Genomic DNA, 16,179 nt, shown 5'->3' with positions numbered 1-16,179 from the left:
CGTCCTCGTGACTGATCTGACACCATTTCCCCGGGGGGCCGTTCAGGCGAACGGTGCTCGTCTGTAGAGAGTTGCGACCAGGGGACGGATGGGACCGCGCAGTGCGGGGCTACGAACGCCAGGAGAGCCACCGAGCTGACGACGACCACCTCTCGCGGTTCGAAGCCGAGATGGACCGGCTGAAGACCGAGCGGGAGAAGGCCGTCCAGCACGCCGAGGACCTCGGATACCAGGTCGAGGTGTTGCGCGCCAAGCTCCACGAGGCGCGCCGCACCATCGCGTCCCGTCCCGCCTACGACAGCGCCGACATCGGCTACCAGGCCGAGCAGCTCCTCCGGAACGCCCAGATCCAGGCCGACCAGCTGCGCTCGGACGCCGAGCGGGAGCTCCGCGAGGTCCGGGCCCAGACACAGCGCATCCTCCAGGAACACGCCGAGCACCAGGCCCGGCTGCAGGCTGAGTTGCACGCGGAGGCGAACCAGCGCCGCCAGCGCCTCGACCAGGAGCTTTCCGAGCGCAGGCAGACCGTCGAGGCGCACGTCAACGAGAACGTGGCGTGGGCCGAACAGCTCCGCGCCCGCAGCGAGTCCCAGGCCCGCCGGCTGCTGGACGAGTCGCGCGCCGAGGCCGAGCAGGGACTGGCCGCCGCCCGCGCCGAGGCCGCGCGGGTCACCGAGGAGGCCCGGCAGCGGCTCAGCTCGGAGGCGGAGACCGCCCGCGCCGAAGCGGAGGCGATCCTGCTGCGCGCCCGCAAGGACGCCGAGCGCCTGCTCAACGCCGCCTCCAGCCAGGCCCAGGAGGCCACCAGCCACGCGGAGCAGCTCCGCACCGCGACGACCGCCGAGTCCGACCAGGCCCGCCAGCACGCCGCCGAGCTCAGCCGCGCCGCCGAGCAGCGGATGCAGGAGGCCGAGGACCGGCTCCGCGAGGCGCGTGCGGAGGCCGAGAAGGCCGTCGCCGAGGCCAAGGAGGCCGCGGGCAAGCTGCTCGCGAGCGCCGAGTCGGCGAACGAGCAGCGGACGCGGACCGCCAAGTCGGAGATCGCCCGGCTCGTCGCCGAGGCCACCAAGGAGTCGGAGAACCTCAGGAGCGAGGCCGAGCAGGCGCTGGCCGATGCCAGGGCCGAGGCGGAGAAGCTGGTCGCCGAGGCGTCGGACACCGCCCGGGCGGTCGCCGCCGAGGACTCCGCCGCCCAGCTCGCGAAGGCGGCGCGGACCGCCGAGGAGGTCCTGAACAAGGCGGCCGACGACGCCAAGGACACCACCCGCAAGGCCGTCGAGGAGGCCGAGCGGATCCGCCGCGAGGCCGAGGCGGAGGCGGACCGGCTGCGCGCCGAGGCCCATGACACGGCCGAGGAGCTCAAGGGCGCGGCCAAGGACGACACCAAGGAGTACCGCGCCAAGACGGTCGAACTGCAGGAGGAGGCCCGGCGGCTGCGCGGCGAGGCCGAGCAGCTGCGTTCCGAGGCCGTCGCCGAGGGCGAGCGGATCCGCAGCGAGGCGCGCCGCGAGGCAGTCCAGCAGATCGAGGAGGCGGCGAAGACCGCCGAGGACCTGCTGACGAAGGCGAAGGCCGACGCCGACGACGTGCGGTCCAAGGCCACCACCGACAGCGAGCGCGTCCGCACCGAGGCCATCGAGCGGGCCACGACCCTGCGCCGGCAGGCCGAGGAGACGCTGGAGCGCACCCGTACGGAAGCGGACCGGCTGCGCACCGAGGCCGAGGAGCAGGCCGACGAGGTGAGGGCGGCCGCCGAGCGCGCCGCCGCCGAACTGCGCGAGGAGACCGAGCGCGGTGTCGCCGCCCGCCAGGCCGAGGCCGCTGACGAGCTGACCCGGCTGCACTCGGAGGCGGAGGCCCGTCTCGCATCGGCCGAGGAGGCGCTGACCGAGGCGCGCACGGAGGCGGAGCGTATCCGCCGCGAGGCCGCGGAGGAGGCCGAGCGGCTGCGCACCGAGACTTCCGAGCGCGCCCGTGCGCTCCTGGAGCAGGCCGAGCAGGAGGCCGAGCGGCTGCGCACGGAGGCCGCGTCCGACGCCTCCGCCTCCCGCGCCGAGGGCGAGGCCGTCGCCGTCCGGCTGCGCACCGACGCCGCCACGGAGGCCGAGCGGCTGAAGTCCGAGGCGCAGGAGACCGCCGACCGGGTCCGCGGCGAGGCCGCCGCGGCCGCCGAGCGGGTCGGCCAGGAGGCGTCGGAGGCGCTCGCCGCCGCCCAGGAGGAGGCCAACCGGCGCCGCCGGGAGGCCGAGGAGATCCTCGGCGCGGCCCGTTCGGAGGCCGACCAGGAGCGTGAACTGGCCCGCGAGCAGAGCGAGGAGCTGCTCGCCGCCGCCCGCAAGCGGGTCGAGGACGCCCAGACCGAGGCCCAGCGCCTGGTGGAGGAGGCGGACCGGCGCGCCACCGAGATGGTGTCGGCCGCCGAGCAGACCGCCCAGCAGGTACGGGACTCCGTGTCCGGTCTGCAGGAGCAGGCAGAGCAGGAGATCTCCGGGCTGCGCAACGCCGCCGAGCACGCGGCGGAGCGCACGAGGACGGAGGCCCAGGAGGAGGCGGACCGCGTCCGCGCCGACGCCTACGCGGAGCGGGAGCGGGCCACCGAGGACGCCAACCGCGTCCGGGCGCGCGCCAACGAGGAGGCGGAGGCCGCGAAGTCGCTCGCCGAGCGGACCATGAACGAGGCGATCGCCGAGTCGGACCGGCTGCGTGCCGACACGTCGGAGTACGCCCAGCGGATGCGCACGGAGGCGGCCGACGCGCTGGCCTCCGCCGAGCAGGACGCGGCACGGGCCCGGGCCGAGGCCCGGGAGGACGCCAACCGGATGCGTTCCGACGCGGCCGCCCAGGCGGACCGTCTGGTGGCCGAGGCCACGAGCGAGTCCGACCGCGTCACCACCGAGGCGTCCGAACTGCTGTCGCTCGCCGAGCAGGACGCGGCCCGGCTGCGCACCGAGGCCGAGCAGGTCAAGGAGGACGGCGAGCGCCAGGCCGAGGAAATCCGAGCGGCCGCCCGCACGGACGGCGAACGGGTTCTGGACGAGGCCAGGAAGGCCGCGGACAAGCGCCGTGCCGACGCGGCCGAGCAGGCCGACCAGCTCATCGCCGAGGCGGGGGCGGAAGCCGAACGCCTGCGCGCGGAGGCGGCCGACACCGTGGGCACCGCCCAGCAGCGGGCGGACCGCATCAGGGCCGAGGCGGAGCGGCTCCGCGAGGACGCCGAGCGCGCCGCCGAGCAGATGCGCTCGGAGGCCCGCGAGGAGGCCGACCGTATGCTCGACGCCGCCAGGAAGGACGTGGCGAAGCGCCGTGCCGACGCGGCGGAGCAGGTCGACCAGTTGGTGGCCAAGGCGCAGGAGGAGGCGCTGCGCGCCACGACCGAGGCCGAGTCCCAGGCGGACACGATGGTCGGCGCGGCCCGGAAGGAGGCCGACCGGCTGGTCGCCGAGGCCACCGTCGAGGGCAACTCCCTGGTGGAGAAGGCCCGTACGGACGCCGACGAGCTGCTGGTGGGGGCACGCGGCGACGCGACCGCCATCCGGGAGCGCGCGGAGGAACTGCGCAGGCGCGTCGAGAACGAGGTGGAGGAGCTGCACGAGCGGGCCCGCCGGGAGTCCGCCGAGCAGATGAAGGCCGCCGGCGAGCGCTGCGACCAGCTGGTGAAGGCCGCGGAGGAGCAGCAGGCCGAGGCCGCGGCGAAGGCCAAGCAGCTCGTGTCGGAGGCCAACTCGGAGGCCGGCAAGGTGCGCATCGCCGCGGTGAAGAAGGCGGAGGCACTGCTCAAGGAGGCCGAGCAGAAGAAGGCCGAGCTGGCCCGCGAGGCGGAGAAGGCCAAGGCGGACGCGGAGCGCGAGGCCGAGCAGATGATCTCCGAGGGCAAGCGGGAGCTGGACGTGCTCGTGCGCCGGCGCGAGGACATCCAGGCGGAGATCTCCCGGGTGCAGGACGTGCTGGAGGCGCTGGAGTCCTTCGAGGCACCGGCCGGCAAGGACGGCGCGGTCAAGGCGGGGGCGTCAGCAGGGGTTACACGTTCGAGTGGCAAGTCCTCCGAGAGCTAGCCACTCAAAAGGCTGGACATTCTCCATATCAAACGGGCATCAGCTCGATGACACGCCGCTCGGGCGCCTAGGATTCCCCCTAACACCTCAGCCGGTCTCATTCGACAGGAACCCCATGAGCGACACTTCCTCCCCCTTCGGCTTCGAGCTCGTGCGGCGTGGGTACGACCGCGGTCAGGTGGATGACCGCATTACCAAACTCGTCGCCGATCGTGACAGTGCTCTCGCACGTATCACCTCTCTGGAAAAGCGCATCGAGGAGCTCCATCTCGAGACGCAGAATGCCCAGGCCCAGGTCAACGACGCGGAGCCGTCCTACGCGGGGCTCGGTGCACGGGTCGAGAAGATCCTCCGCCTCGCCGAGGAGGAGGCGAAGGACCTGCGCGAGGAGGCCCGGCGCGCGGCGGAGCAGCACCGCGAGCTCGCCGAGGGCGCCGCCCAGCAGGTGCGCAACGACGCCGAGGCGTTCGCGGCGGATCGCAAGCAGAAGGCCGAGGACGAGGGCGTCCGGATCGTCGAGAAGGCGCAGAGCGAGGCCAACTCGCTGCGCGCCGACGCGCAGAAGGACGCGCAGTCCAAGCGCGAGGAGGCGGACGCCCTCTTCGAGGAGACCCGCGCCAAGGCCGCCCAGGCCGCCGCGGACTTCGAGACGAACCTGGCCAAGCGCCGCGACCAGTCCGAGCGCGACCTGGCCTCGCGTCAGGCGAAGGCGGAGAAGCGCCTGGCGGAGATCGAGCACCGCGCCGAGCAGCTGCGCCTGGAGGCCGAGAAGCTGCGCACGGACGCGGAGCGCCGCGCCCGGCAGACCGTCGAGACCGCACAGCGCCAGGCCGAGGACATCGTGGCCGACGCGAACGCCAAGGCGGACCGTATCCGCAGCGAATCGGAGCGCGAGCTGGCGGCGCTGACGAACCGTCGCGACTCCATCAACGCCCAGCTGACCAACGTCCGCGAGATGCTGGCCACGCTGACCGGTGCTGCGGTCGCCGCGACGGGTGCGCCGGCGGACGACGAGCCGGTCTCCCGCGGCGTCCCGGCCCAGCAGACCCGCTGACGCCGTAGTCGTACGGCGGTACGCTCCGCGTGCGCCCGGTGCCTTCGACGGCACCGGGCGCACGCGTCTTCCGGTCACGACGTGCCCGGCGCACGACCTCGGTGCGGGGCGCGCGTCCCACGGGCCGGGCGCACGGTCTTCCGGACCGAGGTCTGGCATACGTCTTCGGTGCCCGGCCCACCGCCCCTTGGGTCCCCGGACGCCCGTGCGGGTCCGGCAGCCCGGTCTCACCGTCAGGACGGTGAAATGTCGCCGTCCGTTGGCCATATCCGCTGGCGTCGCCCCACCAGGCCCCCGTAGCGTGAACGCATGATCGAGCTCGAGGGTCTCACGAAACGTTTCGGCTCCAAGGTCGCGGTCGACCATCTGTCCTTCACGGTGCGGCCGGGCGTCGTGACCGGCTTCCTCGGGCCCAACGGCGCGGGCAAGTCGACGACGATGCGCATGATGCTGGATCTGGACAACCCCACCAGCGGGACGGTCCGGATCGACGGCAAGCACTACCGGGACCTGCAGGAGCCGCTGAAGTACATCGGCGCCCTGCTCGACGCCAAGGCGATGCACGGCGGCCGCAGCGCCTACAACAACCTGCTCTGTCTGGCCCAGGCGAACCGGATCCCGGCGAGCCGGGTGGGCGAGGTCCTCGACACGGTCGGCCTGACCCCGGTGGCGAGGAAGAAGAGCAAGGGCTTCTCCCTGGGCATGGGCCAGCGGCTGGGCATCGCCTCCGCGCTGCTCGGCGACCCGGAGATCCTGATGTTCGACGAGCCGGTCAACGGGCTGGATCCCGAGGGAATTCACTGGATCCGCAATCTGATGAAACAGCTCGCCGCCGAAGGAAGAACGATCTTCGTCTCCTCCCATCTGATGAGCGAAATGGCCCTCACCGCCGATCACTTGATCGTCATCGGGCAGGGGCGATTGCTCGCCGACACATCGATGGCCGATTTCATCCACCAGAACTCGCGCAGTTATGTGCGGCTGCGCTCGCCGCAGCAGGAGCGGCTGCGGGACGTGCTCCACCAGTCGGGCCTCGTTCCCGTCGAGGCCGGGAACGGCACGCTGGAGATCGACGGCGCCACCACGGAACAGGTCGGCGAGCTGGCGGCCGAGCACCGGATCGTGCTCCATGAACTGAGCTCCCAGCGCGCCTCGCTCGAGGAGGCGTTCATGCAGATGACGGCGGGCGCCGTGGAGTACCACGCGCACTCCGCCCCCGGCCACGGCCCACAGTGGGCCCCGCGCGACAAGGGAGCCTGACCCATGGCCTCGGTACCCGCCGTTCTGCAGTCCGAGTGGACCAAGATCCGCACGGTCGCCTCCACCACCTGGACCCTCGTCAGCGCCTTCGTCGTGACGGTCGTCGTCGGCGCCCTGCTCTGCGCGCTGCTGGCCTCGACCTTCGACGAGCTGCCGCCGGCGGAGCAGGCCACCTTCGACCCGACGCTCGTCAGTTTCTCCGGCATGGTGCTGGGACAGCTCGCGATGGTCGTCTTCGGCGTGCTCGTGGTCGGCACGGAGTACAGCTCCGGCATGATCCGCACGTCACTCGCCGCCGTCCCGCAGCGCGCCACGTTCCTGTTCAGCAAGATCGTGGTGGCCGGGCTGCTGGCGCTGACGGTCGGGATGGCGACGAGCTTCCTCAGCTTCTTCCTCGGCCAGGCGCTGCTCGGCGACCACGCCACCTCCATCGGCGAGGAGAACGTGCTGCGCGCGGTGATCGGCGGAGGGCTCTACATGGGGCTCATCGCGATCTTCTCGATGGGCGTCGCGGCGATGCTGCGCAGTTCGATGCTCTCGCTGGGCATCCTGATGCCGTTCTTCTTCCTGGTGTCCCAGATCCTGGCCGCCGTCCCGTACGCGAAGGACGTGGCCCAATATTTCCCCGATCAGGCGGGTTCGAAGATCATGCAGGTCGTGCCGCTGGCGATGAACAGCGAGGAGGCGCCGTACGGACCCTGGGGCGGACTCGGAATCATGCTGCTCTGGGTCGCGGCCGCGCTGATCGGCGGCTTCGTGGTCCTCAAGGAGCGGGACGCCTGACCGGTCCCGTGGAGCACCGGGCAGGTCGTCCGCCTTGGCCGGAACCGTCAGGCCCTGGATATCCTCCTAACTCTTACGGGGGGCTGCGGCCGTGTACGACCGTGCCCCGGCGACCTGACCTGTCGATGGGGCTGGAGTAATGATCGAGGCAGTCGGCCTGACCAAGCGCTACGGCGCCAAGACGGCCGTGTACAACCTTTCCTTCCAGGTGCGGCCCGGCGCCGTCACCGGCTTCCTCGGGCCGAACGGCTCGGGCAAGTCGACGACGATGCGCATGATCCTCGGCCTGGACCAGCCGACTTCCGGCCATGTCACGATCGGCGGCCATCCCTTCCGGAAGCTGCCCAACGCACCGCGTCAGGTCGGGGCCCTGCTGGACGCCAAGGCGGTGCACGGCGGGCGGAGCGCGCGCAGTCATCTGCTGTCGCTCGCCCAGCTGTCCGGCATCCCGGCCCGCCGGGTCGACGAGGTGCTCGGGGTCGTGGGCCTCCAGGACGTCGCCAAGCGGCGCTCCAAGGGCTTCTCCCTCGGCATGGGGCAGCGGCTCGGCATCGCGGCGGCCCTGCTCGGCGACCCGCAGGTGCTGCTCTTCGACGAGCCGGTGAACGGTCTCGACCCGGAAGGCATCCTCTGGGTGCGCAATCTGATGAAGCAGCTGGCCGCCGAGGGCCGCACCGTGTTCGTCTCCTCGCACCTGATGAGCGAAATGGCGCTCACCGCCGATCACTTGATCGTCATCGGGCGGGGTCAGCTGCTCGCGGACATGAGCGTGAAGGACTTCATCGCGCACAACTCCGCCGGCTTCGCACGGGTGCGGACGCCCCAGACCGAGCCGCAGCAGCGGGAGAAGCTCACCGGAGTCCTCACCGAGGCCGGCGGCCAGGTCATGCCCGAGCCGGACGGGGCGCTGCGGGTGACCGGCCTCGCACTGCCCGCGATCAGCGACCTGGCCCACGACGCCGACGTCCGGCTGTGGGAGCTCTCGCCGCACCAGGCCTCCCTGGAGGAGGCGTACATGCGGATGACGCAGGCGGCCGTGGACTACCGCTCCACGGACGACCGGAAGGCCGGTCTGATGCAGCCGCCGCCGGCGGGGTACGACCCGTCGGCGGTGCCGGTCCCGGAGGTGCCGCAGCAGGGCTGGTACGCCCCGCCGCCGCCCGGGCAGAACCCGTACGCGACCGCTCCGGCCGCGCCCCCGGCGGCTCCTCCCGCCGCGCCGCCGGCGCTGGCCGCGCCCCCGGCGGACGCCGCTCCCCCGGTTCCCGCTCCCGCAGACCTGACCAAGAGCAACACCGAGGACGCCCGATGACGACCCCGTACCAGCAGCAGGGCGCGTACCCGCAGGGCGCCTACCGCTCCCCGATCCCCGTACGCGCGGCGCACCTCGGCGACGCGCTCGCCTCCGAGTGGACCAAGATCCGCTCGGTGCGCTCCACGATGTGGACGCTCGGCGTGATGATCGTGCTGATGGTCGGCATCGGCGCGCTCTCGGCGATCGCCGTGTCCTCGGCGGAGCCCGAGCTGGGCGAGGAGTCCGTGCTCAGTCTGGGCTTCTTCGGCGTTCTGCTCGGCTCGATCTGCGTGATCACGCTGGGTGTGCTGACGATCGCGTCCGAGTACGGAACCGGCATGATCCGCACCACCCTGACCGCGTGCCCCAGCCGCGCCCGGGTGCTGACGGCGAAGGCGATCGTCTTCTTCCTGCTGGTCTTCGTGATCACGACCGTGACCGCCGCGGTCGTCGGCGCCCTGCAGTCGGCGATCGTGGACGCGGGCGTGAGCACCGGCGAGGACTGGTTCCGGGCGACCGTCGGCGTCGGGCTCTTCATCGCCCTGCTGGGACTGCTCTCGCTCGCCGTCGGCGCGCTGATCCGGCACTCGGCGGGCGCGATCACGATCATGATCGGTGTGGTCCTGCTGCCGCTGGTGCTGGCCCTGTTCATGTACGCGGACTCGCTGCGGACCGTGCAGGACTTCCTGCTCGAGTACTCGATCCCGAGCCAGCTGGGTGTGCTCTACGACGCGCCGGTGACGACCAAGGGCCCGCACGGCTGGGAGCCGCTGTGGATCATGCTGGGGGTGTCGGGCGTGGCCATGGCGGCCGCCTACCTCTCGCTCGACCGGCGCGACGTCTGACCGCCGGCGGGCCGGCGCTTCGGCATCCGGCCCGGGCCCTTCAGTGCCGAGGCGCGTTGCGGGACCGCTGCACCCGGGAGGTGCGGCGGTCCTTCGCGTTCCAGCACGCCTTGTGCCAGTGGCGCCGGTCGTCCACTCCCCCGTACTCGGGCCAGGCGACCACGTGCGGGGTGCCGGACGGGATCTCCTGGTCGCAGCCCGGGCAGCGGTAGCGCTTGCCCGCGGTGCTCGCGCCCGCGACGTGCCGGACCCGCCAGTCCTCGCCCTGCCAGCTCTCGGAGCGCTCCACACCGCCGTAGCGGTCGCCGATGTCGCCCGCGCGGTCGGTCGGCTTCTCCCCGCCGCGGGGGCGGTTTCGGCGCGGGGACACGTGACACCTCGGGGGCAGAGCGGACAGTTCACTCCCAAGCCTACGGTCCCGGGCACCGGGTAGGCGTCCGGTACGGCGCCGTGCACGCCACCCAGAGGGGCCAGTTACCGGAAAATCGCAACAACTTCACTCGCGGCCGTGCCTTTGGCACGTGTCAGACGTTGTTGCCTGTGTGGGGGGAATGCCGCGTCGGCCGCAAGGAGGCATCAGGCGATGCGCGTTGGAGCTTTTGTACTGGCCGCCCAGTTCCCGGGCCAGGGGCACGGAGAGGCGCTGCACCGGGCCGTGCGGTCCGCCGAGGCGGCGGAGGCCGCCGGACTGGACTCGGTCTGGCTGGCCGAGCACCACTTCGTACCGTACGGGGTCTGCCCGTCGGCGGTGACCCTGGCCGCGCTGCTGCTCGGCCGCACGGAACGGATCCGGGTGGGCACGGCGGTGAGCGTGCTGCCGACCGCCCATCCCGTGGCACTGGGCGAGCAGGCGGCGCTGCTGCACCTCACGTCGGGGGGACGGTTCTCCCTGGGCGTGGGCCGCGGCGGCCCCTGGGTCGACCTGGAGGTCTTCGGCGCCGGTCTCGCGGCGTACGAGAAGGACTTCCCCGAGTCCCTGGACCTGCTGCTGCGCTGGCTGCGGGAGGCCCGCGTGGGGTCCGAGGGGGAACGATTCGCTTTCCGCGAGGTCCCCGTCGTACCGCGCCCCGACGACCTGATCGGCGCCGACGGCGACGGCCCGGCGGGTCCCGAGGTGATCGTGGCGTGCACCTCCCCCGCGACGGTGCGGCTGGCGGCCGAGCGCGGGCTGCCCATGCTCCTGGGGATGCACTGCGGCGACGAGGAGAAGGCGGACATGGTCGCACTCTGGCGGAGCCACGCACTCGCCTCCGGCCACGCCCCGGAGACGGTGGCGGCGGCGGGCCATGTGTCAGCCGGCGTGGCACAGATCGCGGACAGCGGCCCGGCGGCGGAGGAGACCCTCGTCAAGGCGATGCCCGGCTGGCTGAAGCAGGGTCTGGACGCCCATGTGACGGTCGACGGGCGCCGACGCGCGATGCGCGACCCCGTCGCCTACACCGAGCTGCTGTGCCGGCTGCACCCGGTGGGCCCGCCGAGGCTGGCGGCGGACCGGCTCGCGGCGACCGCGGAGCGCACCGGCATCACCCGGTTCGCGCTCCTGTCCGAGGGCTCGGGCGATCTCGCGGCGACGGAGGAGAACGTCCGGCGGCTGGGCGCCGAGGTGCTTCCGCTGCTCCGCTGAGCGGGCCGACGCGCATGCGGGCCGCACGCTCGTACGGCCCGCACGCCTCCACCGGCCCGTCGTCCGGCGGAGGCTGCCGCCCCGGCATCCATGACGCCTCCCGCGATGCGGAGCGGCAGCGGAAGACATCAGCAGTCGCGCAGTTCGGGCGACTGGTTGAGCAGCTGGGCCCGTACGGAAGTGAAGCGGGCGAGCCGCTCGTCCACCGAGGAGTCCAGCGGGAACACCGCGACGCGGTGGCAGTTCTGGAAGGCGAGTCGTACTCCGAAGTGCCGCTGCAGCGCACCCCGGATGGCGTCACTCGCGAGCGCGCGCAACAGCTGACCACGTGCCTGCTCGTCCGGCGGCGGCGTCTGGTTGTCGGCGAACTCTCCGCCGTCCACCTTCAGCTGGGCCACCAGAGAACTGATCATCTCCCATGCGAAGGGCAGGGAGGTCCGGACGCAGTCGACGAATGCAGCTTCGTCGACCTCGCCTCGCTCGGCCTGTTCCAACAGCGCCGGTGAGACGTCGAGCGACATGGGTTCTCCTCTCGCGACCCCGCCGAACGGGGTCTTACGGGCAGGGAAGGAGGCGACGGCGCATGCCCGACTGCGGGCCGAAGACGACGCAGAGTGCACGACCGGCGACCTCCTGCTTCCACGTTATGCGCGCTGTCTGGTCCGCACCAGGAGAATGGGAACACAACCGGCCAATAACGTAAGGGCACAAGACGGGCGACCCGTAGGGACTCGGACAGGGGCAGGCCGGGCGACAGGTGGAGGAATCGCGCGCGACGAGGTCGGTCGAGTAGCGTTGCGCACCATGCGTCTCGTCATCGCCCGCTGTTCCGTGGACTACGCCGGCCGGCTCACCGCCCACCTGCCCTCCGCTCCCCGTCTGATCCTGGTCAAGGCGGACGGCAGCGTCTCCATCCACGCCGACGACAGGGCGTACAAACCGCTGAACTGGATGTCCCCTCCCTGCAGCCTCAAGGAGGGGGACGACAACGTCTGGACGGTCACCAACAAAACGGGCGAGAAACTGATCATCACGATGGAGGAGGTCCTCCACGACTCGTCCCACGAGCTGGGTGTGGACCCGGGACTCATCAAGGACGGCGTGGAAGCGCACCTCCAGGAGCTGCTGGCAGACCGTATCGAGACACTTGGCGAGGGCTACAGCCTGATCCGCCGCGAGTACCCGACGGCGATCGGCCCCGTGGACATCCTCTGCCGGGACTCCGACGGCGCGACGGTGGCGGTGGAGATCAAGCGCCGCGGCGAGATCGACGGCGTCGAGCAGCTCACCCGCTATCTGGAGCTGCTGAACCGCGACCCCCATCTCGCCCCGGTCCGCGGCGTGTTCGCGGCACAGGAGATCAAGCCCCAGGCGCGCGTGCTGGCGACGGACCGCGGCATCGGCTGCGTGGTGCTGGACTACAACGCCCTGCGCGGCATCGAGGACGACAAGCTGCGTCTGTTCTGACGGGAAGCACGGGCGTGCGGGCGGCCGTCGACCACGCGGGCCGCCCCCGCGGTTTCCGTGCGGTCGCCCCTCGGCATGCGGCATGCGCGTCGATGTGACGGTGCACGCGGCGGCGCGCGGGCTCTCCGCGTGGGGTGCGGGCCGCCCGCGGTTTCGTGCCCGCCGGCAGCCGCGGTTCCTGCGCACGGTCGCGCCGGGCGGATTGCGTGCCGTCCGCGTTCCCCCACGGTCGCCTCGCCTCCGTCGGCGTCCGCCGTGCGCGTTTATGTGACGGTGCACGCGGCGGCGCGCGGGCCCAAGCATGGAGTGCGTGCCGACCGCGTTCCCGCGCGCGGGCGCGTCAGACGGCGTGCGGGCCCTCCCCTTTGCCTGCGTCCGCCCCGCTCCCGGGCGCCGCGGCCGTCGGCGTGCGAACCGTCCGCGTCCCGTGCGCTCGCTCCCGCCGATGCGACGGTGCACGCGGCCGCGCGCAAGCTCTCCGCGCGGTGTGCGCACGTCCGTGTACCCGTGCGGCCACGCCGCGCGGTGTGGGCACCGACCGCGTTCCCGCGCGCGGGCGCGTCAGACGGCGTGCGGGCCCTCCCAGTTGCCCACGTCCCCCCGCTCCCCGGCGCCGCGGCCCTCGGCGTGCGGGCTCTCCGCGCGGTGTGCGGACCGTGGGCGATCCCGGGCGGGCGCGCCGGGCGGTGTGCCCGCCCCACGCGTCCCTGCGCTCCCCCCGTCGGCGTACGGCGTGCCCGTCGATGAGGATGCACGCGTGGGCGTGCGGGCCCTCCGCGCCGCAAACGGCCTCCGCGTGCCTGCGCGTGCGCAGCCGTCCCTGTGACGGCGTACGCGTGGACGCCATGACGCGACGTTCCGGCGGACTTGCTGCGGTGCCGGCCGCGCACCGCCGCTCCCGGCTCCGATGCTCGTCCGCGCGACCGCCCGGACCGGCCCGGCCGCGCCGGGCGGTGCGTGCCCGGCGGGCCCCCGGTGCGCGGCCGGGGCCCGCCGTCGCGGTCAGGACGACGAACTGCTGGGCGCCGCCAGGCTGCCGCTGGGGCTGCTCGTCGTGGCGCCCGTGGTGCCGGAGGACGTACCGCCGTCGGCGGTCCCACCGTCCGAGGTGCCGCCGTCGGTCGTACCGCCGTCCGTGGTCCCGCCGTCGGTGGTCCCTCCGTCGGTCGTGCCCCCGTCGGTCGTACCGCCGTCGGTGGTTCCTCCGTCCGTGGTGCCCCCGTCGGTCGTACCGCCGTCGGTCGTGCCGCCGGTCGGGCCGGTGGACGTGCCGCCGTTCGTCGGCGAACCCGTCGTCCCGGTCGATGTGCCACCCGTCGACGGGGAACCGCCCGTCGACGAGGAGCCCCCGGTCGTGCCGCCCGTCGTCGACGAACCGCCGGTCGACGAGCCGGTCGTGCCCGAACCGCCCGTCGAGGAACCGCTGCCCGGCGTGGACGGGTCGCCCGCCGAACCGCTCTCACCGGGCCGGGCGGTGCCCGGGTCCGACGGGACGCCGCCCGTCGTACCGTCCGTGGTGCCGTCCGCGGGGCGGCTGGTGGGCTCTCCGGCGGGCTCGTCGGCGGTGAGGCCGTCGCTCCCCTCGCCCTCGTTCGCCGACTGCTCGTTGGTCACCCGGTTCGCCGGGGGCTCCTCGTCGGAGGTCGCCCCGAGCGTCACCACCGTGCCGAGGACCACGGCCAGCAGGACGCCCGCCCCGGCCGCGACCAGATGGCGGCGGGGGCCCTCGACGACGAGGCGCCGGGCCGCGCCGAGCAGGCCGGCGGGCGAGGCCGGGGTGTCGCGGCGGGTGACCAGCGGCTCGACCGGCGCGGAGACGGCCGTGACGCCCATGCCCGGGGACACCGCCTCCTCGGGGTGGTGGACCGCCGGGGCCCCCTCCCCCTCGGACGCGCCGGCGCCGGGCAGCCGGGTTCCCTCGCGGTCGGTGACGAGCGCCAGCGCCCTCCGCCCGGCGACCGTGCCGCGCTTGTCGGCCAGCGCTCCGCGCATGGCGATGGACGCCTCGAGTTCGGCGCGCGCCCGGTCGAGGCTGCCCGAGCAGAGGGCCAGCACGCCCAACTCGTGGAGGAAGTAGGCCTCTTCCGCGACCTCGCCCGTGGTCCGGGCCGCCTCCTGGCCGGTGCGCAGGGTGCGCTCCCACGCCTGCCAGTGCAGTCCCGCCGCGAACGCGGGCGCGGCGCTGCGGGCCAGCAGCACGGCGGTGCCGGCGTGGCCGGTCTCCTGCGCGGGGACCAGCGCTCCCAGCGCCGCGAGGATCGCGTCGGCCTCGGAGGACGCCCGCGCGGGCGTCACCGAGGGGTGTCCCGTCCACCAGGCGTAGTGCTGGGCGGCGGTGTGGACGCGCTCGAGGGCCCCCTCGCCGTAGCCGGCGGCCTCGAGCTGTGCGGCGACCCCGGCCGCCAGCCGGTAGCGGGAGCCGACGGGGCTGAGCAGGGCGCAGCTGGTCAGCTCGCCGAGTGCGGCGTCCGCGTGGGTGTCGCCGACGAGTGCGGGGAGGTGTGCCTGGTGCGGGACCTCGCCGCCGAGGGCGACCGCGAACCGGAGGGTGTCGCGGGCGGACTCGCTGAGCCGGGAGGCGAGCAGTGCGGCGGGGGCGGCTCCCTCGCCGAGCGTGGGGAGCGGGAGGTCGAGTCCGTCGCCGAAGACGTTGTCCCCGTCGTCGTCCTCGTCCGTCTCATCGGCGACGTCGCGCAGGGCGTCGCGCTGCCTCAGCAGCGCACCCGCCTGGACGAAGCGCAGGGGCAGCCCCTCGGACTCGAACCAGAGGTCGCCGGCCCAGTTCGCCTCCTCGTCGGTGAGCGGCCGGTCCACGGCCCGCTCCAGGAGTTCCAGCGCCGTGGCGCGTTCGAGGCCGGGGAGGAACACCTCTTCGACCTGGGAGTCGGCCGAGGGTGCCGCGACGTCGGGTGTCGCGGCGAGCAGGAAGGCGCATTCCGGGGTGGCGTCGAGGAGTTCGTCCAGGGCACCGCCGCCGAACTCCAGGTCGTCCACGAGGACGACGGCCCCGATCTCGCGGACGTGTCCGAGCAGCTCCGCCCGGTCGGGCCGGTGCAGCGGTGCGTCGTGGACGGCGGTGAAGAGGTCGTACAGCAGCTCGGCCGGCGTGCGGTGGTGTCCGGAGAGCCGGACGACGCCGTCGGGGGCGAGGTCCGCGCAGTCGCCGGCGACCGCGTCGAGCAGGGCGGTACGGCCCGATCCGGCCGGGCCCGTGAGCCGGACCGTCCGGCCGCGTCCCAGGAGCCGTACGAGTCGCTCGCGCTCCTCCTGACGCTCCAGCAGCGGCAGCGCGGGGGCGGCCGGTCCGGGCGGTACCGGGGGCCGGCCGGCACGCCGCAGTTCCTCGCGCTCCTCGGCCGTGCGCCGTACGGGCGCGACGGGTTCCCCGCCGGGGCCGCAGGGCTCGATCTCGCTGCCGTCGACCGGGTTGACGGTGAGCGCGAAGTCGCCGGCGACCACGCGCACCGTGCGGGCGGGTGCGGCCTTCTGATGGGCGAACTCCGGCGGCACCGCGTCGCGCGGCGGTCGCTGCGGAGCGCCGCCGTCCGCGCTGCCGCGGTCGGCGTCGCGGTCGTACTCGTCCGGTCCCGGATTCGTCGGGTCCATGGTCAAAGCCCCCCAGATGGCGTCTCGTGCGGAAGCCCCTCCCGGCCGGTCTGCACGCTCCGCTGCCGCTTCTGGTCCGGTGCCCGCCGTGTGGGTTCGTGAAGAGGCAGGCGACCGGAGCCTAGACGTTCGCCGGGTGTCGGGGAACAGGCGGGGGGCCGGGCGCCCCAGGACGTCACGGTCTCGTGATGATT

General features: G+C 73.3%; 11 protein-coding genes. 8 read left to right on the top strand and 3 right to left on the bottom strand.

The window, feature by feature from the left end:
• Positions 1 to 101 precede the first annotated feature (101 nt).
• From scy to QRN89_RS24000, 6 genes are all read left to right on the top strand, one after another.
• Positions 102 to 4,052: a polarized growth protein Scy gene (gene scy, locus QRN89_RS24025; RefSeq protein ID WP_290351457.1), complete on the top strand. Its 3,951-nt coding sequence runs from the start codon at positions 102 to 104 to the stop codon at positions 4,050 to 4,052.
• 115 nt (positions 4,053 to 4,167) lie between these two features.
• Positions 4,168 to 5,106 (top strand): coiled-coil domain-containing protein, encoded by a 939-nt coding sequence (locus QRN89_RS24020; RefSeq protein WP_290351456.1) that lies wholly within the window; start codon positions 4,168 to 4,170, stop codon positions 5,104 to 5,106.
• Positions 5,107 to 5,415: 309 nt separating this feature from the next.
• On the top strand, positions 5,416 to 6,366 hold the full coding sequence (locus QRN89_RS24015) for an ABC transporter ATP-binding protein (RefSeq protein WP_290351455.1): 951 nt from the start codon (positions 5,416 to 5,418) through the stop codon (positions 6,364 to 6,366).
• A gap of 3 nt (positions 6,367 to 6,369) precedes the next feature.
• Positions 6,370 to 7,149, top strand: a complete 780-nt coding sequence (locus tag QRN89_RS24010; RefSeq protein WP_290351454.1) for an ABC transporter permease — start codon at positions 6,370 to 6,372, stop codon at positions 7,147 to 7,149.
• 139 nt (positions 7,150 to 7,288) lie between these two features.
• Complete coding sequence (locus QRN89_RS24005; RefSeq protein ID WP_290351453.1) at positions 7,289 to 8,461, top strand: ABC transporter ATP-binding protein; 1,173 nt, start codon at positions 7,289 to 7,291, stop codon at positions 8,459 to 8,461.
• Positions 8,458 to 9,288 (top strand): ABC transporter permease, encoded by an 831-nt coding sequence (locus QRN89_RS24000; protein WP_290351452.1) that lies wholly within the window; start codon positions 8,458 to 8,460, stop codon positions 9,286 to 9,288. Before QRN89_RS24005 ends, QRN89_RS24000 begins: the two co-directional genes overlap by 4 nt.
• Before the next feature lie 40 nt (positions 9,289 to 9,328).
• Here QRN89_RS24000 and QRN89_RS23995 read toward each other — a convergent pair whose 3' ends face one another.
• Positions 9,329 to 9,658: an Rv1322 family protein gene (locus QRN89_RS23995; RefSeq protein ID WP_290351451.1), complete on the bottom strand. Its 330-nt coding sequence runs from the start codon at positions 9,656 to 9,658 to the stop codon at positions 9,329 to 9,331.
• Between the two features lie 213 nt (positions 9,659 to 9,871).
• Here QRN89_RS23995 and QRN89_RS23990 point away from each other — a divergent pair, with 213 nt between their 5' ends.
• The gene (locus QRN89_RS23990; protein ID WP_290351450.1) at positions 9,872 to 10,912 is read left to right on the top strand and encodes an LLM class flavin-dependent oxidoreductase; all 1,041 of its coding nucleotides are present in this window, start codon (positions 9,872 to 9,874) and stop codon (positions 10,910 to 10,912) included.
• A gap of 128 nt (positions 10,913 to 11,040) precedes the next feature.
• Here QRN89_RS23990 and QRN89_RS23985 read toward each other — a convergent pair whose 3' ends face one another.
• Positions 11,041 to 11,433 (bottom strand): SCO5389 family protein, encoded by a 393-nt coding sequence (locus QRN89_RS23985; RefSeq protein WP_269728326.1) that lies wholly within the window; start codon positions 11,431 to 11,433, stop codon positions 11,041 to 11,043.
• A gap of 283 nt (positions 11,434 to 11,716) precedes the next feature.
• Here QRN89_RS23985 and nucS point away from each other — a divergent pair, with 283 nt between their 5' ends.
• Positions 11,717 to 12,379, top strand: a complete 663-nt coding sequence (gene nucS / locus QRN89_RS23980; RefSeq protein WP_290351449.1) for an endonuclease NucS — start codon at positions 11,717 to 11,719, stop codon at positions 12,377 to 12,379.
• 1,002 nt (positions 12,380 to 13,381) lie between these two features.
• Here the strand turns inward: nucS and QRN89_RS23975 are convergent.
• Positions 13,382 to 15,985 (bottom strand): ATP-binding protein, encoded by a 2,604-nt coding sequence (locus QRN89_RS23975; RefSeq protein WP_290351448.1) that lies wholly within the window; start codon positions 15,983 to 15,985, stop codon positions 13,382 to 13,384.
• Between the last annotated feature and the right edge of the window lie 194 nt (positions 15,986 to 16,179).

It is taken from the genome of Streptomyces sp. HUAS CB01 (assembly GCF_030406905.1).
Classification (GTDB): domain Bacteria; phylum Actinomycetota; class Actinomycetes; order Streptomycetales; family Streptomycetaceae; genus Streptomyces; species Streptomyces chengbuensis.
This window is presented reverse-complemented; position numbering and strand designations above follow the sequence as displayed.

Coding starts and splice junctions, on each gene's coding strand:
- QRN89_RS24020 (WP_290351456.1), top strand. CDS start 4,168: ATGAGCGACACTTCCTCCCCCTTCGGCTTCGAGCTCGTGCGGCGTGGG.
- QRN89_RS24015 (WP_290351455.1), top strand. CDS start 5,416: ATGATCGAGCTCGAGGGTCTCACGAAACGTTTCGGCTCCAAGGTCGCG.
- QRN89_RS24010 (WP_290351454.1), top strand. CDS start 6,370: ATGGCCTCGGTACCCGCCGTTCTGCAGTCCGAGTGGACCAAGATCCGC.
- QRN89_RS24005 (WP_290351453.1), top strand. CDS start 7,289: ATGATCGAGGCAGTCGGCCTGACCAAGCGCTACGGCGCCAAGACGGCC.
- QRN89_RS24000 (WP_290351452.1), top strand. CDS start 8,458: ATGACGACCCCGTACCAGCAGCAGGGCGCGTACCCGCAGGGCGCCTAC.
- QRN89_RS23990 (WP_290351450.1), top strand. CDS start 9,872: ATGCGCGTTGGAGCTTTTGTACTGGCCGCCCAGTTCCCGGGCCAGGGG.
- QRN89_RS23985 (WP_269728326.1), bottom strand. CDS start 11,433: ATGTCGCTCGACGTCTCACCGGCGCTGTTGGAACAGGCCGAGCGAGGC.
- nucS (WP_290351449.1), top strand. CDS start 11,717: ATGCGTCTCGTCATCGCCCGCTGTTCCGTGGACTACGCCGGCCGGCTC.
- QRN89_RS23975 (WP_290351448.1), bottom strand. CDS start 15,985: ATGGACCCGACGAATCCGGGACCGGACGAGTACGACCGCGACGCCGAC.